Consider the following 20,302-nt stretch of genomic DNA (forward strand, 5'->3'; position numbering starts at 1 on the left):
TCCGATGTGCGCGCGTGCTGCCCTGACCAAGACCGCGTCTGAACTGGCCAAGCTGTTCGGCACCAAAGGCACCAACCTGCCGAACATTCGCGCGCGCTGGAATTTGTGCCCGACCGACACGGCCCCGATCGTGCGCGACGGCGGGGGCGGCGAACGCGAACTCGTCAGCGCAATCTGGGATTATCGCGACGGCAAGGTCGCCACGCTGAAAGGTCGCCGGCCGCTGATCAATCTGCGCGGCGAAAGTTTTCGCGGTACGCGCAGCTTTGCGACATCGCGCTGCCTGGTGCCGGTCGACGGGTTCTACGAGTTCCGCAAAACCGGCGCCAAGCCGCTGCCTTACTATTTCACGCGCCAAGACGGCGGCGCGTTTGCACTGGGCGGCGTGTGGTCGCTGTGGCAGGGCGAAACCGAAACCTTGCTCACCTACGCCGTGCTGACGGTCGCGCCGAACCACTTGGTCGGCGCGATCCACGACCGCATGCCGTTGGTGATCGACGAGAGCAATTGGGGCGCGTGGCTAAACGCACCGGCCGACCAGGCCGCCAAGCTGGTCGCAACCAACAAGATGGACGGCTACGAACGGCGGCCGGTTTCGACGCGCGTGAACTCGGTCAAGAATGACGATGCGAGCCTGATCGAGCCCGTCGCTGACGCAGGGACGGATTTGTTCGGCTGATGCGTTTCGCACCGTTTCTATTTCTGCTGCTGTGGTCGAGCGGCTTCACCGCGTTGAAACTGGGCCTCGCCGACGCCGAGCCGTTCACGTTTCTGGCGCTGCGCTATCTGTGCGCGGTCGCGTTGCTGGTTCCGCTGACGTTGATCGTGCGGCCGCGTTGGCCGACGACGCAGATGCAGTTCGTGCATCTCGCCGTGATCGGCGTGCTAGTGCAGGCCTTCTATTTTTCGATGACCTATCTGTCGATCCGCCTGGGCCTGGGCGCCGGCACGATCGCGCTGGTGACGTCATTGCAACCGATCCTGGTTACGCTGGCGGCACCCGCCGTTGCGGGCGAGCGGGTTGAGGCGTCGCGCTGGCTCGGTCTGTTGCTTGGGCTTGGCGGTGCGATGGTGACGATCGTCGCCAAGTCCGACGTGGAAGTGACGTCGAGCCTGGCGCTGGGTGCTGCGGTGCTGGCTTTGCTCGCCCTCACCGGCGGCACGCTCTACGAAAAACGCTTCGGCACCGCGCAACATCCGCTGGCTTCGAATCTGGTGCAGTATGCGGTCGGGCTGATCGTGGTTGCACCGTTCGCGCTGTCGCTGGAAACGCTGCAGATCAACTGGACGCCGCAACTGATCGGCAGCCTCGCCTATCTGGTCATCTGCAATTCGTTGGTCGCGATGACCCTGCTGTTCGCGATGATCCGCGCCGGACAAGTGTCGCGCGTGTCATCGCTGTTCTTCCTGGTGCCGCCGGGCGCAGCGTTGGTCGCGTGGATCGTGCTGGGCGAACATATGCCGCCACTGGCTTGGGGCGGTTTCGCGCTGGCTGCAGTCGGTGTCTATCTCGCGACGCGTCAGCGCGCTTAGTCTTCGTCGCTGCCTTTGTCGGCGTACGGATTCTCGCCCTTGCGCAGCAAGAAGCGGATGGGAATGCCGGGCAGCTTGAAGGCGTCGCGCAGGCCGTTGACCAGATAGCGCACGTAGCTGTCCGGCAGCGCTTCCGGATGCGAACACCACAGCGCGAAAGTCGGCGGGCGCGCTTTGATTTGCGTCATGTAGCGCGCACGGTTGGCGCGGCCGCTCACGGCGGGCGGCGGATGCGACTGCGTCATGCCGGCGAGCCAGCGATTCAAGCGGCCGGTCGCGATACGCGTGTCCCACAGATCGTGCATCGTCAGCACCGCATCCATGAGCTTGTCGAGGCCGCGTTCCTTCTTTGCAGAAATCGGCAGCGCCACGATTTCGCGCACCTGCGCCAGGCTGGTCTGGATCCGGTCTTTGAGACGCTGCACCGACTCGTTCTTGTCGTCGACGATGTCCCACTTGTTGACCGCGAGAACCAGCGCGCGGCCTTCTTCTTCGACCAGACGCGCGATCGTCAGATCCTGCTTGTCGAGGATCGCGTTGGCATCGAGGACGAGGACAACAACGTGTGCCAAGCGAATGGCGCGCAAGGTTTCATCGACCGCGGCTTTTTCCAGCACGTCAACGACGCGGGCGCGTTTGCGCATGCCGGCCGTGTCGACGAGGCGGATGGGACGATCTTTGTAGGTCCATTCGACGTGAATGGAATCGCGCGTCAGGCCCGGCTCGGGCCCGGTCAGCGCGCGTTCGTCGCCGACCAGCGCGTTGAGCAAGGTCGACTTGCCCGCATTGGGACGGCCGACGATGGCGAGATTGATTTTGCGCGGGCCTTCTTCGCGGGCTTCTTCGTCGCCCTCTTCGGGCACCGGGACGTATGGCACCAACGCTTCGTAGAGATCGGCGAAACCGTCGCCATGCACCGCCGACAACGGCACCGGATCGCCCAGGCCAAGCGCATAGGCTTCGCCCAAGCCCGACATGGTCGCGCGCCCTTCGACCTTGTTTACGACCAGAATGACCGGCGTCGATTGCTTGCGCATCACGTCGGCGAAATAGCGGTCGGTCGGGGTCACGCCTTCGCGCGCATCGATCACGAACAGCGCAACGTCGGCTTCGGCCAGCGCACGTTCGGTGCCCTGGCGCATGCGCGCTTCCATGACGTCGCCGCGCGCGTCTTCGAGGCCCGCCGTGTCGATTGCGAGAAAGCGCAGGCCGGCAAGATCGGCTTCGGCTTCGCGCCAGTCGCGCGTCGTGCCCGCCGAGTCATCGACGATGGCGAGCTTCTTGCGCACGAGCCGGTTGAACAGCGTCGATTTGCCGACATTGGGTCGGCCGACCAAGGCGACGCGGGCTAAGGCGGTCATAGCGAAGAATCTACCACAGAGGACACGGAGAGGCGCCGTGTCCTCCGTGATTGGATCTTGCGATCAACGAAACGCGATCAGATCGCCTTCGTCGTTGAGCACGTAGAGCGTGTTGTTGGCGACGACCGGGATCACCTGCACGCCGGCTTTGGCTTCCAGCTTGCGGATGATCGAGCCGTCAGCCGGCGAAATCTCGGCCACGTCGCCGATCGAATTGGCGGCGATGATGCGGTTGCCCGCAACGATCGGGCCGACCCACATGATCGGATCTTCGCGCTTTTCCGGATCTTCGTAGCGCGGCAGCTGCGAGATCCACTTGATGCCGCCGCTTTCGCGGTCGATGCAGATCAGTTCCTGATCGTTGTCGATGGCAAAGACATAGTCGCCAACCGAGTACGGCGTGCTGGTCGAACCCATTTCGACCTGCCAGGCGCGCGCACCCGAACGCACGTCGATCGCGACCATGCGGCCACCGATCGACACCGCGATGGCGCGGTTGCGATCGATCACGGGTGCAGCGGCGATGTCGGTCAAGCTCCAGAAGGCCGATGCACGACGCACCGCCGACAGGTTATCCGCCCACACGGTGCGGCCGGTTTCGACGCGGAACGCGTAGAGCTCGCCCGAGCTGTAGGACGAAAGAACGATGTTGCCTTCGGCGGCCGGGCTCGACTGGCCGTAGACGCCTTCGCTTTCCTGCGTGCCGACATGGTTCCACACCGCACGGCCGGTCGCAGCGTCGAGCGCGATCAGTTCGTTGTCCTTGGTCGTGATGAACACACGGCCATCGGCAAACGTCGGCGCGGCACGCGCCGGCGCGTTCAGGCTTTTGCGCCAGATCGCACCGCCATTAGCGGGATCGAGTGCGAAGAGTTCGGTCTGGCCCGACGTCGCGTAGATGCGGCCGTCACCAAAGGCGAGACCGCCCGACAAGGTCTGCGACGCACCGGTTTTCGCAGCGACGCGCACGCGCCAGATCTGCTTGCCGTTGTCGCCGTCGAACGCAGCGAGTTCGCCTTCTGCGTCGAGCAGATAGACGCGACCGCCGACAACCAGCGGCTGGCCGGCATAACGCAGGCTGGACGATGCGCCCGCGCCGGCTTTGACGCGCCAGACTTCGCGCAGCGACGACGACAGAGCGAGATTGCCCGGCGCATGGCCCGACACGCCGCCGGTCATTGACCAGCTGGTGTTCGTCACCATCGCGGGCAGCACGACCGGCTTTCCCTTCAGGACCGGATCAGCGACCAGCTTGTCGTTGAAACGGATGATCGACTGGCGTTGCCCCTGCAGCTTCGGCTTGTCGTCGCCGCTGAACGGGTTGATCGAGTCGAGGAAGCTGCAGCCGCTCAGCAGCAAAGTCATCGCGCCAATCGCGGCAAGTTTCATGCGCATGGGTCAGTTCTCTCCGCGATAGCGCTGCGCCATCTCGCGCGCACGCTGTGCGACACCGGTGGGCGTCGTCTGGTCTTGGGCGAGTTGATCGAACAATTTGGCTGCGCCGGCACGATCGCCCGACTTGGCCGTCGCCAGCGCAATCAGTTCACGCGCAAGCGACGAAAATGGGGCATTCGGCGCCGCGAGCGGCTGCAGGGCCTTGATCGCATCGGCCGGCGGCAGCTGGTCGAAGCGCAAGGTCGCGGCGCGCAGCGCGGCGGTGTCCCGGGTCAGCTGATCGGCGCTGGCGTCCTGGGCGATGCGGTCATAGAGCGCAACCGCCCCGACTGCGTCGCCGGCCTGCACGCGGGCCGCAGCCTCTTCGAGCACAGCCAGACGGGCGTGGCTCGCATCGGCCTTGGTCGCATAGGCAGCCAGATTGTCGGCCGTTCCCTTGGGATCGGTCGGCGCCGTGCTGACGGCCTGGGCCAACGCGGCCGTGGATTCAGCACGCTGGGCTGCCTGCTGGCGCTTCCAGAAGGTCACGGCCGCGGTGGCCAGAACGACGACGATTGCGGCGGCGAGAATCAGGCCACCCCAACGCTTCCAGAGCGCAGCCATTCGGTCGCGCCGGAGGTCTTCGTCGACCTCGTCAAAAATATCAGTCATGGGCGGGGGATTTAGGCTCCCTCGAACGGACGCCCTGGGGGCGGACGTTCTCGTGATTTTGGTCTGGCGTGTTTTCCCTCCGCGAACCGGAACCCACTTCGCGGGAAAACACGCTAGGGAGCGGCTTGGATACTAGCCAGGGGCTCGACGGTCCAGGGGCTTTGCGAGATCTTACGGCCCCCATGGGACACGTGATCCAGCTCGACCCTCCCCGCCACAAGGCACCCCCGGCCCCGATTCCGCCAATCGGGTTCACGCGGGTCGAGATGGCGCGGATACTGGATCTTTATAGCCGGCGGGTGATGGCGGGCGCTTGGCGCGATTACGCGATCGACAACCAGGCCGACCAAGCCACGTTCTCGATTTTCCGCCACGCCGCCGACCGGCCGCTCTTTACCGTCGCCAAGCGGCAGGTGCACGACATGACCGAATATTCGGTCTTCGAAGGCCCCGCCGTGCTCGCAAGCGGGCCTGATCTAGACGAGACCTTGGCGGCACTTGCGGCTCGTCCGTTTCTCGTCCGCTCTTAACTGTACGAATTCTCGAAGCCGGGTCTTACAGCGCACGCCACATTGCGCTAGAAGGGCGCGCCCCGACGACGATGACGCAGGATGCAATTCGCCATGACCGTCGCCAGCGCCACGCCGCACACTTTCTCGAAATTCGACCAGGAACTCGCCCGGCTCGACACGTTGCTGGTCGCAATGGCCCACAGCGGCCGCGAGCAGCTTGGTCGCGCTCTGTCCGCGCTGGAGCGCGGCGACAGCAGCCAGGCAGCCGCGATTCGCGAGGCCGACGCCGCGATCGACGCGCTTGAACAGGACGTGCAGTCACTGGTCATTCACATGCTGACCACACGTCAGCCGGTGGCTGACGATCTGCGCCACGTGCTTGCGGCGCTCAAAATCGCCACCGACCTCGAACGGATCGGCGACCACGGCAAGAACATCGCCAAGCGCCTGACCTTGATGAGCGGTGCGACCAACCCGTTGACCGGCCGCGTCGTGTCGTTGGGCCGCACGGTCGAACGCGCGTTCGACAAGCTGATCGTCGCCTACGAACAGCGCGACGTCGCCGCCGCGCACGAAATCTGGGCCCAGGACGGCGAGATCGACCAGGAACATCTGCACGTCTCGACCGCGCTGTCGCAGCAGATGGAGCGCGACCCGACGACGATCGGATCGGGCGTGCAGCTGCACTTCATCGCCAAGTCGATCGAACGCACCGGCGACCGTCTCACCAACATCGCCGAACAGATCGCCTTCTATCTTGAAGGCGTGCGTACGGCCGGTGAACGTCCGCGCATCGATCCCAGCGCCGACTAATTCCGCATAGACCGGCCCCGGCCAGTGATTTCTGGCCCGGGCAGATGTGGAAAACTCGACAGAATGCAGCGCATGGGCGATTTTCCGCCCCATGAGCACAGCCGGTTCGGACCGCGCGCCGTATTCGGCGCTGATGCGCACCGTCATTGCGGTGGCCGCGGCGATCATCCTGCTGGTTTGGGGCGCCTGGGGCGCATTCACCTACGTCTATGACGAGCCGCGCGCGACCGAAAGCGCGTATCGCCAGACCGAAGCGATGGCGCGCGCCATCGCGGAAAATGTCGACACGATCTTCCGCGGCGCCGACGCCTACATGCAGTTCCTGCGCATGCCCGCAGGCGCCGCTGCGGCCAACGACAAGAACGCGCTGCTCGGCGCCAGCGGCGTTGTTTCGTCGGCGCTGATCGACGTTGCGGTCGTCGACGCGCAAGGACGTCCGATCTTCACCTCGGTGTCGGGTCCGGATGCGAACCGCCTGTTCGACAACGCGCCGATCTTCCGTTCGGCGATGCTGAACAGCGCCGACCGGATCCTGGTTGGTGCACCGGCCAAATCGCCGCTGACAGGACGTTGGACGATCCCAGTCGCGCGCACGATCTTTGCGGCCAGCGGCCGCGCCGATGGCGCCGTCATTCTCGGCATCGACCCGTATCACTTTCAGCGGTTCTATCGCGCGCTCGACGATGCCAGCGGCATGACCGCCACGATCTTTCGCCGCGACGGACAAGTTCTGTCCTACTCCGCTTTGACCGACGATTTGCTGGCGTCGCCGTGGCGCCTGGCGCGCGCGCCGACCTTGTTCGAACGGACGTCGCCAAATCTGATCCTGCGTTCGCAAACATTGAGCCTGCTCGACGGCGCAGAAAAGATTCTGACGATGCAGCTGATGCCGCAATACGGCGTCGCCGTGTCGGCCGCGCTCAGCGAATCCGACGTGATGCGTCCGGTGATGCAGCGCCGCTACGGCTTCGCTGCTTTTGCGTTGCTGGTCTGCGTCGGCGTCGTCTTGGCCACGCTGCGTGCGCTTGGCGCGACGCGCAAAGTCGAACAACTGTCACGCAAGCTCGACGACGAACGCCACCGTGTGCAGCAGGTCAGCGACCGATTGGAAGACGTGATCGAAACCATGCCGACCTCAGTCGTGCTGTTCGACGCGGCCGGGCGGTTCGTGCTGACCAACAAACATTACCGCCAGCTTTTCCCCGGTGCCGAAGACCTGATCGTGCCGGGCAAGCCGGTGCAGAAATTCGCCGAGGAATTGTTCGATCGCGGCATTCTCGATGCACGCGTCGACACGGCGCGCCGCGCCTGGTGGCAGACGCCGGCCGCCGACCGAAAGACCTTTGCCAGCGAACAGCGCTGGCCGTCAGGCTGGGTCTATTCGATCGATGCGCCGTCGCGCGAAGGCGGCCTGGTCGGCGTGCGCGTCGACATCAACGACCGCAAATTGCGCGAAGAGGAATTGTCGGCCGCACGCGAAACCTTGCTGGCACAAGCTGCCGAGCTGCGCCACACGGTCGATGAGCTGACCGAAGCCAAGCGCAAGCTGCAGGCTGCTTACGAAGCGCGCGGCCTGTTCCTCGCCAACGTCAGCCACGAGCTGCGCACGCCGCTGAACGCGATCATCGGCTTTGCCGATCTGCTGACGCACGACGTCGACAGCAGCGCTGAGACCAAACGCGACTATGCGCGCCTGATCCTCGAAAGCGGCCGCCACCAATTGACCTTGGTTGAAGACCTGCTCGACACGGCGCAGGCCGAAGCCAACAAGCTGGAAATCGCGCCGCGCATCGGCGATCTGGCCCGCACGGTGCGGCAGGCCTGCGATTCAATGCGGCTGCAGGCCGAGAATGCTGGGCTGCGCCTGACCTGCGTCACGCCCGAAGATGCAAGCTGCGTCTACGATCCGCGCCGCGTGCATCAGATCGTGCTCAACCTCGTCGCCAACGCGATCAAATACACGCGCGCCGGTGGCCATATCGACGTCAATCTGAGCGGCGACCTCGAACATGGCTGGACCTTGGTGGTTGCCGACAACGGCATCGGCATTTCGTCGGAAGATCTGCCGCGCGTGATGGAGCCGTTCACCCAGCTCGCCAACGAGCGCAACCGCGCCGGCGGCGGAACGGGCTTGGGCTTGCCGCTCTCGCGCAAGCTCGTCGAACTCCATGGCGGCACGCTGCAGATCGAAAGCGCGGTCGATCACGGCACGCGCGTGACCGTGCAGCTACCCGCGCTGCAAGCGCACAGCGCGGCAGCCGAGTAAGTTTACGCGGCCGAGAGCTGCGTGCGCTGTGACGTCGGCATCGCGCCGACGGCTTTGAGACGCCACACCAGCAGCGCGTTCGCCAACACCGCTTCGACCAGCAGCACGACCGGAACCGACTGCAAAGACGGGCGGAAGACGAGATCGGCAAACGGTCCGATCAGCACGCGCGCCAGCGGCGGCACCACCACGTGCAGCAGCGCCAACAGCACCAGCGCCGCCAGATGCGCGCGACCAGTGCGGGCACCAACCGTCAAGGTCAGCACCAGTGCGACGTCGCGCAACATCAGCAGGAACGTGCTCGGCAACAGAAAGCCGCCGACACCGCCGGTGAGCGCAATCGCAATCACCGTCGCCAGAAACGCCATCGCCAGCGCGGTCACGAAGGGCGGCTGCAGTTCCAGCGCGCGACGCGCCTGACCGGCGCGAACCGCTTCGATCCAGCTACGCAGCGCGATCGGATCTTTGGGCGTCAGGAACGACGTCACCGTCACGGCGCCAAGCAACGTCGCAGCCGCGAGCAGAAGCCCGCCGCTCAACGCTGCGCTCGCAGCGGAAATATCCTGCATCTGGAATTTGAGATTGGGCACGTTGCCAACCGGCGCAAAGCCAGCCTGGAAGACGAAGAGCAGCGCCAAGCACAGCGCCAATCCCCATGGCAGGTTGCGCGCCTGCAGTTCGACCCGCGTTGCACGCCAGGCGCCGAACAAGGTGAGCGCGATCAGGAACAGCGACAGCACGGTACGCATCGTGTGCTGGTCGAAGTCGATTCCGTACCAGGCGCGTGGCCACGACCAGACCGACGACACACCGACCGCGGCAAGACCGAGAAGCTGCGCCACGGTCGTGTGACCGCGCACGCGCTGGCCGCCGAGACGCAGCAGCAACAGCGACGCCCAGAAGGACGCGACCTGCCAGAGCACACACGACGCGGTGGTTGCGATGATCTCCGACCAGCTGGCGCCGCCGATCACAGCGTGCCCAATCAACGTCAGTGCGGTCGCGATCCAGACCAGCGAGGTGACACCGAACAGTTTGCCCCAGCACATCGACCAGGGGCTGATCACCGAAAGGCGCTGCGTATCCCAAGTGCGTCCGGCGAGTTCGTCGGGAATGGCATCGGCGGCACGACGCGATCCCCACAAGCCGGTGACCGCAAATAGCAGCAAGGTCGTGCCCGACCCGTGCAGCCAGTTGCCCGGCACCATCATCGCCGAGAGATAGACCAGCGCGATGGCGACAGCGGTAAAGCCGACGCGCGCGGGCGACAGCTCCAACCAGAAATTACGTTGCAGTTCGGGGTTCACGTCGTGCCTCGCACGCGTTCGAGATAGAGACGTTCGAGGTCGGCCTCGACCGCGCCGAGTTCGGCGACCGGCACACCTGCCGTCACGAGTTTGGTCAGCAGCGCGCTGGCTGCTTCATCACCGCCGTCGAGCGTGAACTCGAACTGCAGCGCATCGACCGCGACCGGGTTCAAATCGCGCAACAGATTTTCGACGTTGGGATCGGGCCTCGTCAGACGCAGGCGCATGACACGCCGCGCCGCGCGGATCGCCTGATCGATCTTCTCGTTCGAGACCAGCTGGCCACCGGCAAGGATCAACACATGCGTCGAGTAATCGGCGAGCTCGGTCAGAATGTGCGACGACACGATCAAGGTCGTTCCTTCGCGCGCAATCTGTACCAAAAGATCCGAAAGCTCGCGTCGTGCAGCCGGATCGAGACCTGCAGCAGGCTCGTCAAGCAACACAACGGCTGGTTCGTGCACCAGCGCCTGTGCAATGCCGAGGCGTTGGCGCCAACCGCGCGACAAGGTGCCGGCGCGTTTGTCGAGCCATGGTACCAGACCCAGACGCTGCGCCGTCGCTTGCACGCGATCGTCGCGTTCGGCCCTTGCAACGCCGCGCGCCATCGCTTGATAGGTCAGGCACTGACGTACCGACAGGTCTTCGTAGAGACCGAAAAAGTCCTGCAGGAAGCCGATCCGGCGATGCAACTCGCGCGGTGCTTCCAGCGCGTCGATCCCATCGACCTGGATATTGCCGCCGCCTGGCGTGTCGAGCGCTGCGATACAGCGCATCAAGGTCGTCTTGCCGGCGCCATTCGGACCGACAAGTGCGACGACGCTGCCAGCGTCGATGTTGAAGGACAGGCCGTCGAGCGCGCGATGGCCGGGATAGTCAAAAACGAGGTCGCGGACGCGGATCATGATGCGTCAAGCATGAGCTTCCGCGCGGTATGTCGCAAGCAAGACGTTACGCCTGCAAGTAAGCGATCACTCCACTGTCACGCTCTTGGCGAGGTTGCGCGGCTGATCGACGTCGGTGCCTTTGAAGACCGCCACGTGATACGCGAGCAATTGCACCGGCAAAGCGTAGAGCAGCGGCACAACGAACGGATCGATAGCGGGCATTTCAACTTTCCATTCCGCCGCATCGTCGAGTCGCGCCAATCCGGCGCTATCCGAGATGGCGTAAACGCGCCCGCCGCGCGCCGCGACTTCCTGCACATTGGATGCGGTCTTGTCGAACAGCGAGTCGGACGGCGCCAGCACGATGATCGGCACCGACTCGTCGATCAGCGCGATCGGGCCGTGCTTCATCTCGCCGGCGGCGTAGCCTTCGGCGTGGATGTACGAAATTTCCTTGAGCTTCAGCGCGCCTTCCAACGCCAACGGATAGGCAAGCCCGCGACCGAGATAGAGAACGTCGCGCGCTTCGGCGATCTGCGGCGCGGTGCGCGCGATGGTTTCGTCGTGCTTGAGGATTTCGACCATGCGCGATGGTGCTTCGCGCAAAGACAGCGCCAGCTCGGCTTCGCGTTCGGCGGTGATCGCGCCGCGCGCACGCGCCAAGGCAAGTGAGAAGCACGCCAAGACTGCAAGCTGCGTCGTGAAGGCTTTGGTCGACGCGACGCCGATTTCAGGACCGGCCTTGGTGTAGAGCACCGCGTCGCTTTCGCGTGCGATGGTCGATTCCTGCACGTTGATCACCGACAGGATCTTCTGGCCGCAACGTTTGGCGTAGCGCAGCGCTTCGAGCGTGTCGGCGGTTTCGCCCGACTGCGACACCAGCACGGTGACGCCACCATCCTGCATCGGCGCCTGGCGATAGCGAAACTCGGATGCGACGTCGCATTCCACCGGAACGCGCGCGACTTGTTCGATCCAGTATTTCGCGGTCAGGCCGGCATAGTAGGCGGTGCCGCAAGCGACGATCGTCACTTTGGAGACGGTTGCGAGATCGAACGGCAGATCGGGCAGCGCGATCGCGCCGGTCGACGGATGCACCAGCGCGTTCAGCGTATCGCCGACCACCGCAGGCTGCTCGTAAATCTCTTTCAGCATGTAGTGACGAAATTCGCCTTTGCCCGTCACCGCACCCGACACCGACGTCTGATAGACCGGGCGCACGATTTCTTCGTCGTGCGGACCGTGATGCACGATGGCGCCGCTCTTGGTCACTTCGACCCAGTCGCCGTCGTGCAGATAGGAAATCTTGTTGGTCAGGTTGGCGAGCGCGATCGCGTCCGACGCGACATACATCTCGCCGTCGCCATAGCCGACCGCGAGCGGCGGCCCGTGGCGCGCCGCAACCAGCAGATCGTCTTCGCCCTGAAACAACATCACCAGCGCGAAGGCGCCTTCGAGGCGTTTCAGTGCGGCGGACGCGGCCTCGCGCGGCTTCATGCCTTGCTGCAGCAGATCGTCGACCAGACGCACGACCACTTCGGTGTCGGTCTGGCTGTCGAACCGGTGCTGTTTCTTTTCCAGCTCGGCTTTCAGCGTCTGATAATTCTCGATGATGCCGTTATGCACGATCGCGACACGGTCGGTTGCATGCGGATGCGCGTTGCGTTCGACCGGCGCGCCATGCGTCGCCCAGCGCGTGTGACCGATGCCGGTCGATCCCGACAACGGCTCTTCTTGCAGGCGCTTGTCGAGATTGATCAGCTTACCCTGGGCGCGGCGGCGATCGATGCGCCCATCGACCAAGGTGGCAACGCCCGCTGAATCATAGCCGCGATATTCGAGGCGACGCAGCGCGTCCATCAAATGCGGAACTGCCTGGCTGTTGCCGACAACGCCGATAATGCCGCACATATGCGTTACCCCTTCTTCTTGACGAGGTGGGCCATGCGTTCGCGAAAGCTCGCGGCCCAACCTTCTTTGTTCGACTGCCGTCCACGCCCGATCGCCAATGCGTCGTCGGGCACGTCGCGCGTGATCACACTGCTGGACCCCACATACGCGCCGTTGCCGATCTTGACCGGCGCCACAAGCGACGAGTTCGAACCGATGAACGCTCCGGCGCCGATTTCGGTCTTATATTTTCCGAAGCCGTCGTAATTGCAGGTGATGGTGCCGGCGCCGATATTGCTGCCCGCGCCCACCGTCGCGTCGCCGAGATAGGTCAGGTGGTTGGCTTTGGCGCCTTTGCCGAGCACGGTGTTTTTCAGCTCGACGAAATTGCCGACATGCGCGTCTTCGCCGACCTGCGCGCCTGGACGCAGGCGCGCGAACGGACCGATGATCGCACCGCGTTCGACCGTGCAGCCTTCGAGATGGCTGAAGCTTTTGATTTCGACCTTGTCGCCGACCGTGACGTCGGGACCAAACACGACATGCGGATGCACGATGACGTCGCGGCCGAGTTTCGTGTTGGCGCTGAACCAGACGCTGCCGGGATCGGTCAAGGTCACGCCGTCGGCCATGGCGCTTTCGCGCATGAAGCGCTGGAAGGTTTCTTCCGCCACTGCCAGTTCGGCGCGCGAATTGACGCCCGCCACTTCGTCGTTCGATCCTTCGACGACGGCGACTTTCAATCCGTCCTGCCGCGCCAACCCGACGATGTCGGTCAAATAGAATTCAGACTTGGCGTTGTCGTTCTTGACCCGCGCCAGCCAGTCGCCGAGCCGCGCGCCGTCGGCGAGCAAAATGCCCGAGTTGCACAAAGGCAGCGCGCGTTCCTCGTCGTTGGCGTCGAGAAACTCGACGATGCGGTCGAGCGTGCCGTCGGCCGCCTGCACCAACCGTCCGTACGCGTTCGGTGTCGGCGCGCGCATGCCGAACACGACAATCCCAACACCATCCGTGCGTGCCGCGCGCAACTTTGCGAGGCTCTCGGCACGAACCAGCGGCACATCGCCATAGAGAACCAGCACGTCGCCCGTGAATCCGGCCAACGCCGGCATCGCCGCACGGACTGCGTCGGCGGTGCCACGCTGTTCGGTCTGGATCGTGGTCGGCACGGGTGCGACGTGATGCGTCAGCATCTCCATGCCGGGGCCGACGACGACGACCGTCCGTTCAGCGCCGAGCGACACGGCAGCTTCCAGCACATGCCGCACCATCGACCGTCCGCCGATTGCGTGCATAACCTTGGGAAGGTCGGATTTCATGCGCGTGCCTTTGCCGGCGGCAAGCACGATGGCGGCGAGCGGTCGCTGATTTGTCATCTGGTTTTCGAGATCATCCGGAAGTGTCGGTCATCCCATGAGCTGCCGGTCCCAGGCAACCGGCCCGGCGATCACGAAATGCGACGATTTCCAACGCCGCGCAGCAGTCTTTGTCCCACCGCATGCCGTTGTAATGTCGCCTTCATGACCGTCCTGCCCCGCCCACGCCTGCGCGCCGTCTTGTTCGACCTCGACGGAACTTTGATCGATTCCCTGCCCGACCTGACCGCGCTGCTGAACTCGATCCTGGTCGAGCGCAGCTTGGAGCCGCTGTCGCTGGCAGAAGTCAGGCCGATGGTGGGCGACGGCGTGGCACGTCTGCTGGAGCGCGCCTATGCCGCGCGCGGCCTCGATGTCGCAACCGCGCGCGGCGAGCTCGACGAATTCGTCGATCGCTACGAACGTCTGCCGGTGCGGCCCGATCTTCCCTATGACGGCGCCGTAGCCGCACTCGACGCGGCGCGTGCAGCGGGCTTTGGTTGCGCCTTGCTGACCAACAAGCCGGAACGGCCAACGCGCATCATTCTGGACGCGCTGGGCTGGACCGATCGCTTTGACGCGATCGTCGGCGGCGACACGTTGCCGACGCGCAAACCGGAACCGCAAGGCGTGCTGCATCTGGCGCAGCGTCTGGGTGCGCGCCCGATCGAAACGGCGCTGGTCGGTGATGGTGCGGCCGATGTCGGCGCCGCGCGCAACGCGGGCGTCCGCGCCATCGTCGCCGGTTGGGGCTATACGCACGATCCGCAAACGCTGGGCGGCGAGTGCGTCCTGCGCGATCTCGACGCCGTGGCGCAGTGGATCGCGCAGGAAGCAGTCGCGGTTTAGTTCTTCGCGAGCGTGCCGAGGAACGCAGCCACTTCGCGGTTCTGCACCTCATTCTCGGGTGCCGTGCTGCCGGCGCCGGAATAATGCCCCATCGGCAGCTTGTCGTTGATCGGCACATAGCGCGCGCCGGCGATGTGTTTCGCCGCTTCGGTCGCTTCATATTCGGGATTCAACAAGTCGCCGCTGCCAGCCAGGATCAGCGTCTTGGCTTTGATCGACTGCAGCGCCTTCGCGGTATCGCCGTTAAAGCCCTTCGTCGTGCCCACGTTGTGCATGTCGTAGGCCCAGCTCTGATAGATCCAGTCGGTCGCATCCATGCGCTTCCAGCCGCCATCCTGCACGCCTTTCAGATAAGCGATCTCATCCTGCGCGTTGGGATAGAGTTTTTCCTGCAGGCCCGGCGTACGCACGATCACACCCGACAACCATCCCGCCCACAAACGCATGCCTTGTTCGGGCGGCGCATCGGCGGCGTAGGTGCCGTCCTTCCAACGCGCATCGGTCATGATCGACTGGCGCAACATTTCCAGCACGCCGGTCGTCCAAGCCGGCGTACGCGCCAGCGGAATGATCGGCACAATGCTGGTCATCATGTCGGGATAGCTGACCGCCCATTGCAGCGCCTGCATGCCGCCCATCGATGCGCCGATCACGGTCACCAGCTTTTTGATGCCAAACTTCTCGGCCACCAAACGTTGCTGCGAATTGACCATGTCGCGAATATTGAACTTGGGGAACTGCATGCGCGGCTGCGCTTTGCTGTTCGATGGTGACGTCGTCAGCCCGTTCCCGATCGAGTCGGTGCAGATGATGAAGTACTTGGCCGGCTCGAGCGCCTTGCCAGCGCCGATCAGATAATCGATGCGGTGATGATTGCCGCCGATCGACGGCACCATCAGGATCGCGTTCGATTTGTCGGCGTTCAGCGTCCCATGCGTGACGTACGAGATCGAGAAGTCTTTGATCGTCTCGCCGCTTTCGAGCTTGAAATCGCCTTCAGCAAACAGCTGATGCGGTGGCTGGTTGGCCTCGTGCGCAAACGCCGAAATCGTCACCAGCGACGAAACAAACAGGCTGAGAATTCGCACCCGCATGACGCCTCCCTTTCGACTTGTTGCCTCGAAGTCGAAGAGCTGCGTGCAGCTTCGTCTACTCGAGCCGGTTTCTGACGACCGGCTAGCGAACGTTATTCCGCAGCTTCGTCCAGCGCGACCGGATGGCCGGCAGCGGGCACGCGCTTCTTCTCGGCGAAGCGGTTCTGCAGCTTGTCGAAATAGATGTAGAGCACCGGCGTGATGAACAGGGTCAGCACCTGGCTGACGATCAATCCGCCGACCACCACCAGACCCAGCGGCTGGCGCAGTTCGGCGCCGGCACCGACGCCAAGCGCGATCGGCAAGGCGCCGAGCAGCGCCGCCATCGTCGTCATCATGATTGGACGGAAGCGCAACAGGCACGCTTCGTAGATCGACCGTTCGCTGTCGAGATCGCCTTCGCGTTTCTTTTCCAGCGCGAAGTCGATCATCATGATCGCGTTCTTTTTCACGATGCCGATCAACATCAGCAAGCCGATGATGCCGATCAGATCGAGCGGCTTGCCGAACAGCAGCAAGGTCAGCACGCCACCCAGCGCGGCCGACGGCAGACCCGCCAGAATCGTCAGCGGGTGCACGAAGCTTTCGTACAGAATGCCGAGCACGATATAGACCGCGAGCAGCGCCGACAGGATCAGGAACCCTTGGTTCCCCATCGAATCGCGGAACACCTGCGTCGTGCCTTCAAAGCCCAGCACGATCGATTCCGGCATGCCGATCTTGCGTTCCATGTCGCGCACGCGATCGACCATCGACGACAACGGGATCTTGTCCGACAGGTTGAAGCTGATTGCGGCGGTTGGAAGCTGGCCCGAATGCGACACGGTCAACGGACCGACGGATTGCTGCAACTCGCCGATGGCGCGCAGCGGCACCAGCAGGCCGCGATCATTCTTGACGTAGAGGCGGCCGATCGCGTCGGGATCGTCCTGCAGCGCAGGTTCGATTTCCTGGATCACCGCATAGTCGTTCGACGCGGTGAAGAGCGAGGCAACTTTGCGCGTACCGAACGCGCTGTAGAGCGTCTGGCGCACCTGGTCGGCGCTGACGCCGGCAGCAAGTGCGCGATCCTGGTCCATGCGGAAGACCTGCTTCGGCACGCCCATTTTCAGATCCGACGACACGTCGAGAAAGCCTTCGGTCTTCGACATCTCGACGCGGAAATTTTCGGCCCAGCGGAACAGCTCAGTCAGTTCGGCGCCTTGCAACGTCACCATGTACTGGGCCTTGGGCGTACGGCCGCCAAGCTCCAGACTTTGCACGGGCGTGAAGTAGACGCGGATGCCGGGCACCGCGGCGACTTTCTTGCGCAGCGAGTCGATCACCTGAAACACGGTGCGGTCGCGCTTCTCGAACGGCGCCAGCTCCAGAAAGCCGCGACCGTTGCTGATCGAGCCGCCAGCGCCGCCGGGCGACACGAAGGACGACACCATCGCCACGTCGGGTTCGGCGCGCGCAATCGCGGCGACCTGCTGCTGCAGTTCCAGCATATGATCGAAGGCGATATCTTCGGCGCCTTCGGTCGACATCGAAATCGCGCCTGTATCTTCGAGCGGCAGAAAGCCTTTCGGCACCATCTGCACCGCGATCACGGTCACGACCAAGGACGCGACCGTGACCATCAAGGTCGCGCGCTGGTGGCGCAGCACCCAGCGCAGGCCGCGGTCATATGCGTTCAGCAGTGAGTCGAAGCGCGCTTCGAGCCACGTGCCCAGGCGCGATTCCTTGTGTTCGTTCTCGTGCTTCAACAGGCGTGCGGTCAGCATCGGGGTCAAGGTCAGTGCGCAGACCATCGACACTGCAATCGCGATCGTCAGCGTCAGACCGAATTCGCGCAGCATGCGGCCGATGACGCCGCCCATGAAAATGACCGGAATGAACACGACCACCAGCGAAATGGTGATCGACACGATGGTGAAGCCGACTTCGCGTGCGCCCTTCAAGGTCGCTTCGAAGGGCGGCATCCCCTGCTCGACATAGCGCATTACGTTTTCGAGCATCACGATCGCGTCGTCGACGATCAGGCCGATCGCCAGGGTCAGCGCCAACAGCGAAATATTGTTCAGCGAGAAGCCGGCCAACCACATGCCGGCAAAGGTGCCGATCACCGACAGCGGCAGCACGATGGCCGGGATCAACGTCGCAACCGGTTTGCGCAGGAACAGGAAGATCACCAGCACGACCAGAACGGCGGTGACGGCGAAGGTGGTCTGCACGTCGGCGAGATTTTGCCGGATCGGCTTCGACCGGTTGACCGTCGGCGTGAATTCGATCGACGGCGGCACCTGCGCCTTGATGCGCGGCAGCTCGCGGAAGATCGAATCGACGACTTCGACAGCGTTGGCGTCCGACTGGCGCACGATCGCCATCAGGATCGAACGTTGGCCGTTGATGTAGGCCGCGTTCTGCACCTGCTCGACGGAATCGACGACGGTTGCGACTTCTTCGAGACGAACCGGACGATCGTTGCGATAGGCGACGATGACTTTCCCAAACTCGGCTGCGTTGCGCGGCTGGCCGGCGACTTCGATCGTGACCGTGCGGGCGGTGCCTTGAATCGTACCCGCCGGCGCGTTCGAGGCGGCGCCGATCAGTGCGGCGCGCACGTCTTCGACCGAAACGCCGCGTGCAGCCAGCACGTCGGGATCCATCTGGGCGCGGATCGCGTATTTCTTCTGACCCCAGATCATCACCTGCGCCACGCCCGACAGAGTCGAAAGGCGCGGTCCGACGATCGTGTCGACATACTCGTTGACGTCGCTCAACTGCATCGTGTCCGAGCGCACGCCGATCAACAGCACCGGCGTCTGCGACGGGTTCACCTTGGAGTAGCTGGGCGGTGTGGTCATTTCCAATGGCAGGCGCCGCTGCACCGCTGCCAGTGCCGCCGCGACGTCCTGGGCCGCCGCATCGATGTTGCGGGCCAGATCGAACTGCACCGTGACGTTGGTTGATCCGACCGAGCTGTTCGACACGATCGAGGTAACGCCCGAAATCGTCGCGATCTGGCGTTCGATCGGGGTTGCGATCGACGCCGCCATGGTTTCCGGACTGGCGCCCGGCAGGCGCGCTTCGATCTGAATGGTCGGCACGTCGACATTCGGCAGCGGTGCGACTGCGAGTTGGCGATAGCCCGAAATGCCCAGCAGGACGATCGCGAACATCACGAGCGTCGTCATGACCGGGCGGCGAACGAAGACTTCAGACAGCGACATCGTCGTCGGCCTAGTTCACCGCAGCGACCGGCGACGCGCCGGTGCGGATTTCGATTTTGGTGCCGTCGGCCAGTCGCAGATGACCGTCGGTGACGACCGTCTCCCCGCTGCTGATGCCGCTTTCCAGCACCGTATAGTCGTTCCAGACGCGCCCAACTTTGACCGGCGTGATTTTCACCGTCTTGTCGTCACGGATCACGAACACGAACGTGCCGCCCTGGTTGGTCCGCACCGCGCTGCTCGGTACCGCGACCACACCGCCTTCGGTCGACAACTTGACGCGGCAATTGACGAACATGCCGGGCCATAGTGTCTCGTCGTTATTCTCGAACGACGCCTTGACCACGAAGGCACCGGTCTGCGCGTCGATATTGTTGTCGACATATTCGACGCGCCCGACCGCGGTCACGTCCGGCGCTTCCTGTCGCGCAGCGGCGACATCGACTGCACCGGCCTGCAACGCCTTGCGCAACGGAACCAGCCAGCGTTGCGGCAACGACAATTGCACGCGCACCGGCTGGATTGCGTTGATCGTGACCAGCGGCGTCGCGTCGGCGGTCTTCACAACCGCGCCCAAAGTCAGGTTGATCGTGCCGACGCGACCTGCGATCGGTGCGCGAATGTCGGTCCACGACAATTGCGCGCGCAGATTTTCGACCTGCGCTTCATCGGCCTGCACCGACGCGGCGGTGGTTTCGACCATCGCCTTGGCTTGTTCGTATTTCTGCTGCGAAGCGGCGCGGCTGGCGACGAGTTCGGTGTAGCGCTGAATGTCGGCGCGTGCCTGCGCCAACGTCGCGCGGTCTTTGACCAGCATCGCTTCGGCCTGCGCCAACTGCGCTTTGATCGAGCGCGGGTCGAGCGTGAACAGCTTCTGATCGGCTTCGACGCGATCGCCGTCTTTGAAATGCACGGAAATGATCTGGCCATCGACGCGCGGACGCACCGCGACGGTTTCGCGCGCCTGCACCAAGCCGACCGTCTGCACTTCCAACGGCACGTCGCGCAGCTCGGCCTTGGCCGCGCGCACCGGGACGCTGGCCTCACGGCGCGCGACGACACCCCCGTCGCCCCGGCCGAATGCGACCCAGGCAACGGCGGCAACGAGGACGAGACCGCCCAGAACGGCAAAGCGACGCGAATTCATGCGCATAGGGAGGTGTTTACCCCCGCG

The 20,302-nt window shown here is 64.0% G+C and carries 16 protein-coding genes; 6 read left to right on the plus strand and 10 right to left on the minus strand.

Annotated features, from left to right (window positions below):
* Positions 1–4 precede the first annotated feature (4 nt).
* Both TMPK1_RS08725 and TMPK1_RS08730 read left to right on the plus strand, forming a co-directional pair.
* Positions 5–679 (plus strand): SOS response-associated peptidase, encoded by a 675-nt coding sequence (locus tag TMPK1_RS08725; RefSeq protein WP_420242593.1) that lies wholly within the window; start codon positions 5–7, stop codon positions 677–679.
* Complete coding sequence (locus TMPK1_RS08730) at positions 679–1,533, plus strand: DMT family transporter (protein ID WP_420242594.1); 855 nt, start codon at positions 679–681, stop codon at positions 1,531–1,533. Before TMPK1_RS08725 ends, TMPK1_RS08730 begins: the two co-directional genes overlap by 1 nt.
* Here the strand turns inward: TMPK1_RS08730 and der are convergent.
* From der to TMPK1_RS08745, 3 genes are all read right to left on the minus strand, one after another.
* Positions 1,530–2,894 (minus strand): ribosome biogenesis GTPase Der, encoded by a 1,365-nt coding sequence (gene der, locus TMPK1_RS08735; RefSeq protein ID WP_420242595.1) that lies wholly within the window; start codon positions 2,892–2,894, stop codon positions 1,530–1,532. The two genes, TMPK1_RS08730 and der, sit on opposite strands and share 4 nt — an antisense overlap.
* Positions 2,895–2,957: 63 nt before the next feature.
* Positions 2,958–4,289, minus strand: a complete 1,332-nt coding sequence (locus tag TMPK1_RS08740; RefSeq protein ID WP_420242596.1) for an outer membrane protein assembly factor BamB family protein — start codon at positions 4,287–4,289, stop codon at positions 2,958–2,960.
* A gap of 3 nt (positions 4,290–4,292) precedes the next feature.
* Positions 4,293–4,940, minus strand: a complete 648-nt coding sequence (locus TMPK1_RS08745; RefSeq protein WP_420242597.1) for a DUF2659 family protein — start codon at positions 4,938–4,940, stop codon at positions 4,293–4,295.
* Positions 4,941–5,131: 191 nt separating this feature from the next.
* Here TMPK1_RS08745 and TMPK1_RS08750 point away from each other — a divergent pair, with 191 nt between their 5' ends.
* The 3 genes from TMPK1_RS08750 (at position 5,132) to TMPK1_RS08760 (ending at position 8,531) form a co-directional block, all read left to right on the plus strand.
* Positions 5,132–5,470, plus strand: coding sequence for a DUF2794 domain-containing protein (locus TMPK1_RS08750; protein WP_420242598.1), 339 nt, complete (start codon positions 5,132–5,134; stop codon positions 5,468–5,470).
* Between the two features lie 93 nt (positions 5,471–5,563).
* Positions 5,564–6,265 carry a phosphate signaling complex protein PhoU gene (gene phoU / locus TMPK1_RS08755; RefSeq protein WP_420242599.1) on the plus strand — a complete coding sequence of 234 codons (702 nt, stop codon included), beginning with the start codon at positions 5,564–5,566 and terminating at the stop codon, positions 6,263–6,265.
* Between the two features lie 91 nt (positions 6,266–6,356).
* Complete coding sequence (locus tag TMPK1_RS08760) at positions 6,357–8,531, plus strand: sensor histidine kinase (protein WP_420242600.1); 2,175 nt, start codon at positions 6,357–6,359, stop codon at positions 8,529–8,531.
* A 2-nt stretch (positions 8,532–8,533) separates the two neighbouring features.
* On the opposite strand, the gene TMPK1_RS08765 is transcribed toward TMPK1_RS08760, so the two are convergent.
* The 4 genes from TMPK1_RS08765 to glmU all read right to left on the minus strand — a co-directional run bounded on the left by TMPK1_RS08765 (position 8,534) and on the right by glmU (position 13,991).
* Complete coding sequence (locus TMPK1_RS08765; RefSeq protein WP_420242601.1) at positions 8,534–9,838, minus strand: hypothetical protein; 1,305 nt, start codon at positions 9,836–9,838, stop codon at positions 8,534–8,536.
* Positions 9,835–10,743: an ABC transporter ATP-binding protein gene (locus TMPK1_RS08770; RefSeq protein ID WP_420242602.1), complete on the minus strand. Its 909-nt coding sequence runs from the start codon at positions 10,741–10,743 to the stop codon at positions 9,835–9,837. The genes TMPK1_RS08765 and TMPK1_RS08770 overlap by 4 nt, the downstream gene beginning before the upstream one ends.
* Positions 10,744–10,809: 66 nt before the next feature.
* Positions 10,810–12,636: a glutamine--fructose-6-phosphate transaminase (isomerizing) gene (glmS, locus tag TMPK1_RS08775; protein ID WP_420242603.1), complete on the minus strand. Its 1,827-nt coding sequence runs from the start codon at positions 12,634–12,636 to the stop codon at positions 10,810–10,812.
* Between the two features lie 5 nt (positions 12,637–12,641).
* Positions 12,642–13,991, minus strand: a complete 1,350-nt coding sequence (gene glmU / locus TMPK1_RS08780; protein ID WP_420242604.1) for a bifunctional UDP-N-acetylglucosamine diphosphorylase/glucosamine-1-phosphate N-acetyltransferase GlmU — start codon at positions 13,989–13,991, stop codon at positions 12,642–12,644.
* A 144-nt stretch (positions 13,992–14,135) separates the two neighbouring features.
* Here glmU and gph point away from each other — a divergent pair, with 144 nt between their 5' ends.
* Positions 14,136–14,819 (plus strand): phosphoglycolate phosphatase, encoded by a 684-nt coding sequence (gene gph / locus TMPK1_RS08785; RefSeq protein WP_420242605.1) that lies wholly within the window; start codon positions 14,136–14,138, stop codon positions 14,817–14,819.
* On the opposite strand, the gene TMPK1_RS08790 is transcribed toward gph, so the two are convergent.
* The 3 genes from TMPK1_RS08790 to TMPK1_RS08800 form a co-directional block, all read right to left on the minus strand.
* The gene (locus tag TMPK1_RS08790; RefSeq protein ID WP_420242606.1) at positions 14,816–15,913 is read right to left on the minus strand and encodes an alpha/beta fold hydrolase; all 1,098 of its coding nucleotides are present in this window, start codon (positions 15,911–15,913) and stop codon (positions 14,816–14,818) included. The two genes, gph and TMPK1_RS08790, sit on opposite strands and share 4 nt — an antisense overlap.
* A gap of 92 nt (positions 15,914–16,005) precedes the next feature.
* Complete coding sequence (locus TMPK1_RS08795; RefSeq protein ID WP_420242607.1) at positions 16,006–19,128, minus strand: efflux RND transporter permease subunit; 3,123 nt, start codon at positions 19,126–19,128, stop codon at positions 16,006–16,008.
* A gap of 10 nt (positions 19,129–19,138) precedes the next feature.
* Entirely contained in the window at positions 19,139–20,281 is a 1,143-nt protein-coding gene (locus TMPK1_RS08800; RefSeq protein ID WP_420242608.1) for an efflux RND transporter periplasmic adaptor subunit, read from the minus strand.
* Positions 20,282–20,302: the final 21 nt, after the last annotated feature.

The organism is Roseiterribacter gracilis (genome assembly GCA_018332375.1).
Classification (GTDB): Bacteria; Pseudomonadota; Alphaproteobacteria; order BOG-932; family Roseiterribacteraceae; genus Roseiterribacter; species Roseiterribacter gracilis.

Coding starts and splice junctions, on each gene's coding strand:
- TMPK1_RS08725 (WP_420242593.1), top strand. CDS start 5: ATGTGCGCGCGTGCTGCCCTGACCAAGACCGCGTCTGAACTGGCCAAG.
- TMPK1_RS08730 (WP_420242594.1), top strand. CDS start 679: ATGCGTTTCGCACCGTTTCTATTTCTGCTGCTGTGGTCGAGCGGCTTC.
- der (WP_420242595.1), bottom strand. CDS start 2,894: ATGACCGCCTTAGCCCGCGTCGCCTTGGTCGGCCGACCCAATGTCGGC.
- TMPK1_RS08740 (WP_420242596.1), bottom strand. CDS start 4,289: ATGCGCATGAAACTTGCCGCGATTGGCGCGATGACTTTGCTGCTGAGC.
- TMPK1_RS08745 (WP_420242597.1), bottom strand. CDS start 4,940: ATGACTGATATTTTTGACGAGGTCGACGAAGACCTCCGGCGCGACCGA.
- phoU (WP_420242599.1), top strand. CDS start 5,564: ATGACCGTCGCCAGCGCCACGCCGCACACTTTCTCGAAATTCGACCAG.
- TMPK1_RS08760 (WP_420242600.1), top strand. CDS start 6,357: ATGAGCACAGCCGGTTCGGACCGCGCGCCGTATTCGGCGCTGATGCGC.
- TMPK1_RS08770 (WP_420242602.1), bottom strand. CDS start 10,743: ATGATCCGCGTCCGCGACCTCGTTTTTGACTATCCCGGCCATCGCGCG.
- glmS (WP_420242603.1), bottom strand. CDS start 12,636: ATGTGCGGCATTATCGGCGTTGTCGGCAACAGCCAGGCAGTTCCGCAT.
- glmU (WP_420242604.1), bottom strand. CDS start 13,991: ATGACAAATCAGCGACCGCTCGCCGCCATCGTGCTTGCCGCCGGCAAA.
- gph (WP_420242605.1), top strand. CDS start 14,136: ATGACCGTCCTGCCCCGCCCACGCCTGCGCGCCGTCTTGTTCGACCTC.
- TMPK1_RS08790 (WP_420242606.1), bottom strand. CDS start 15,913: ATGCGGGTGCGAATTCTCAGCCTGTTTGTTTCGTCGCTGGTGACGATT.
- TMPK1_RS08795 (WP_420242607.1), bottom strand. CDS start 19,128: ATGTCGCTGTCTGAAGTCTTCGTTCGCCGCCCGGTCATGACGACGCTC.
- TMPK1_RS08800 (WP_420242608.1), bottom strand. CDS start 20,281: ATGCGCATGAATTCGCGTCGCTTTGCCGTTCTGGGCGGTCTCGTCCTC.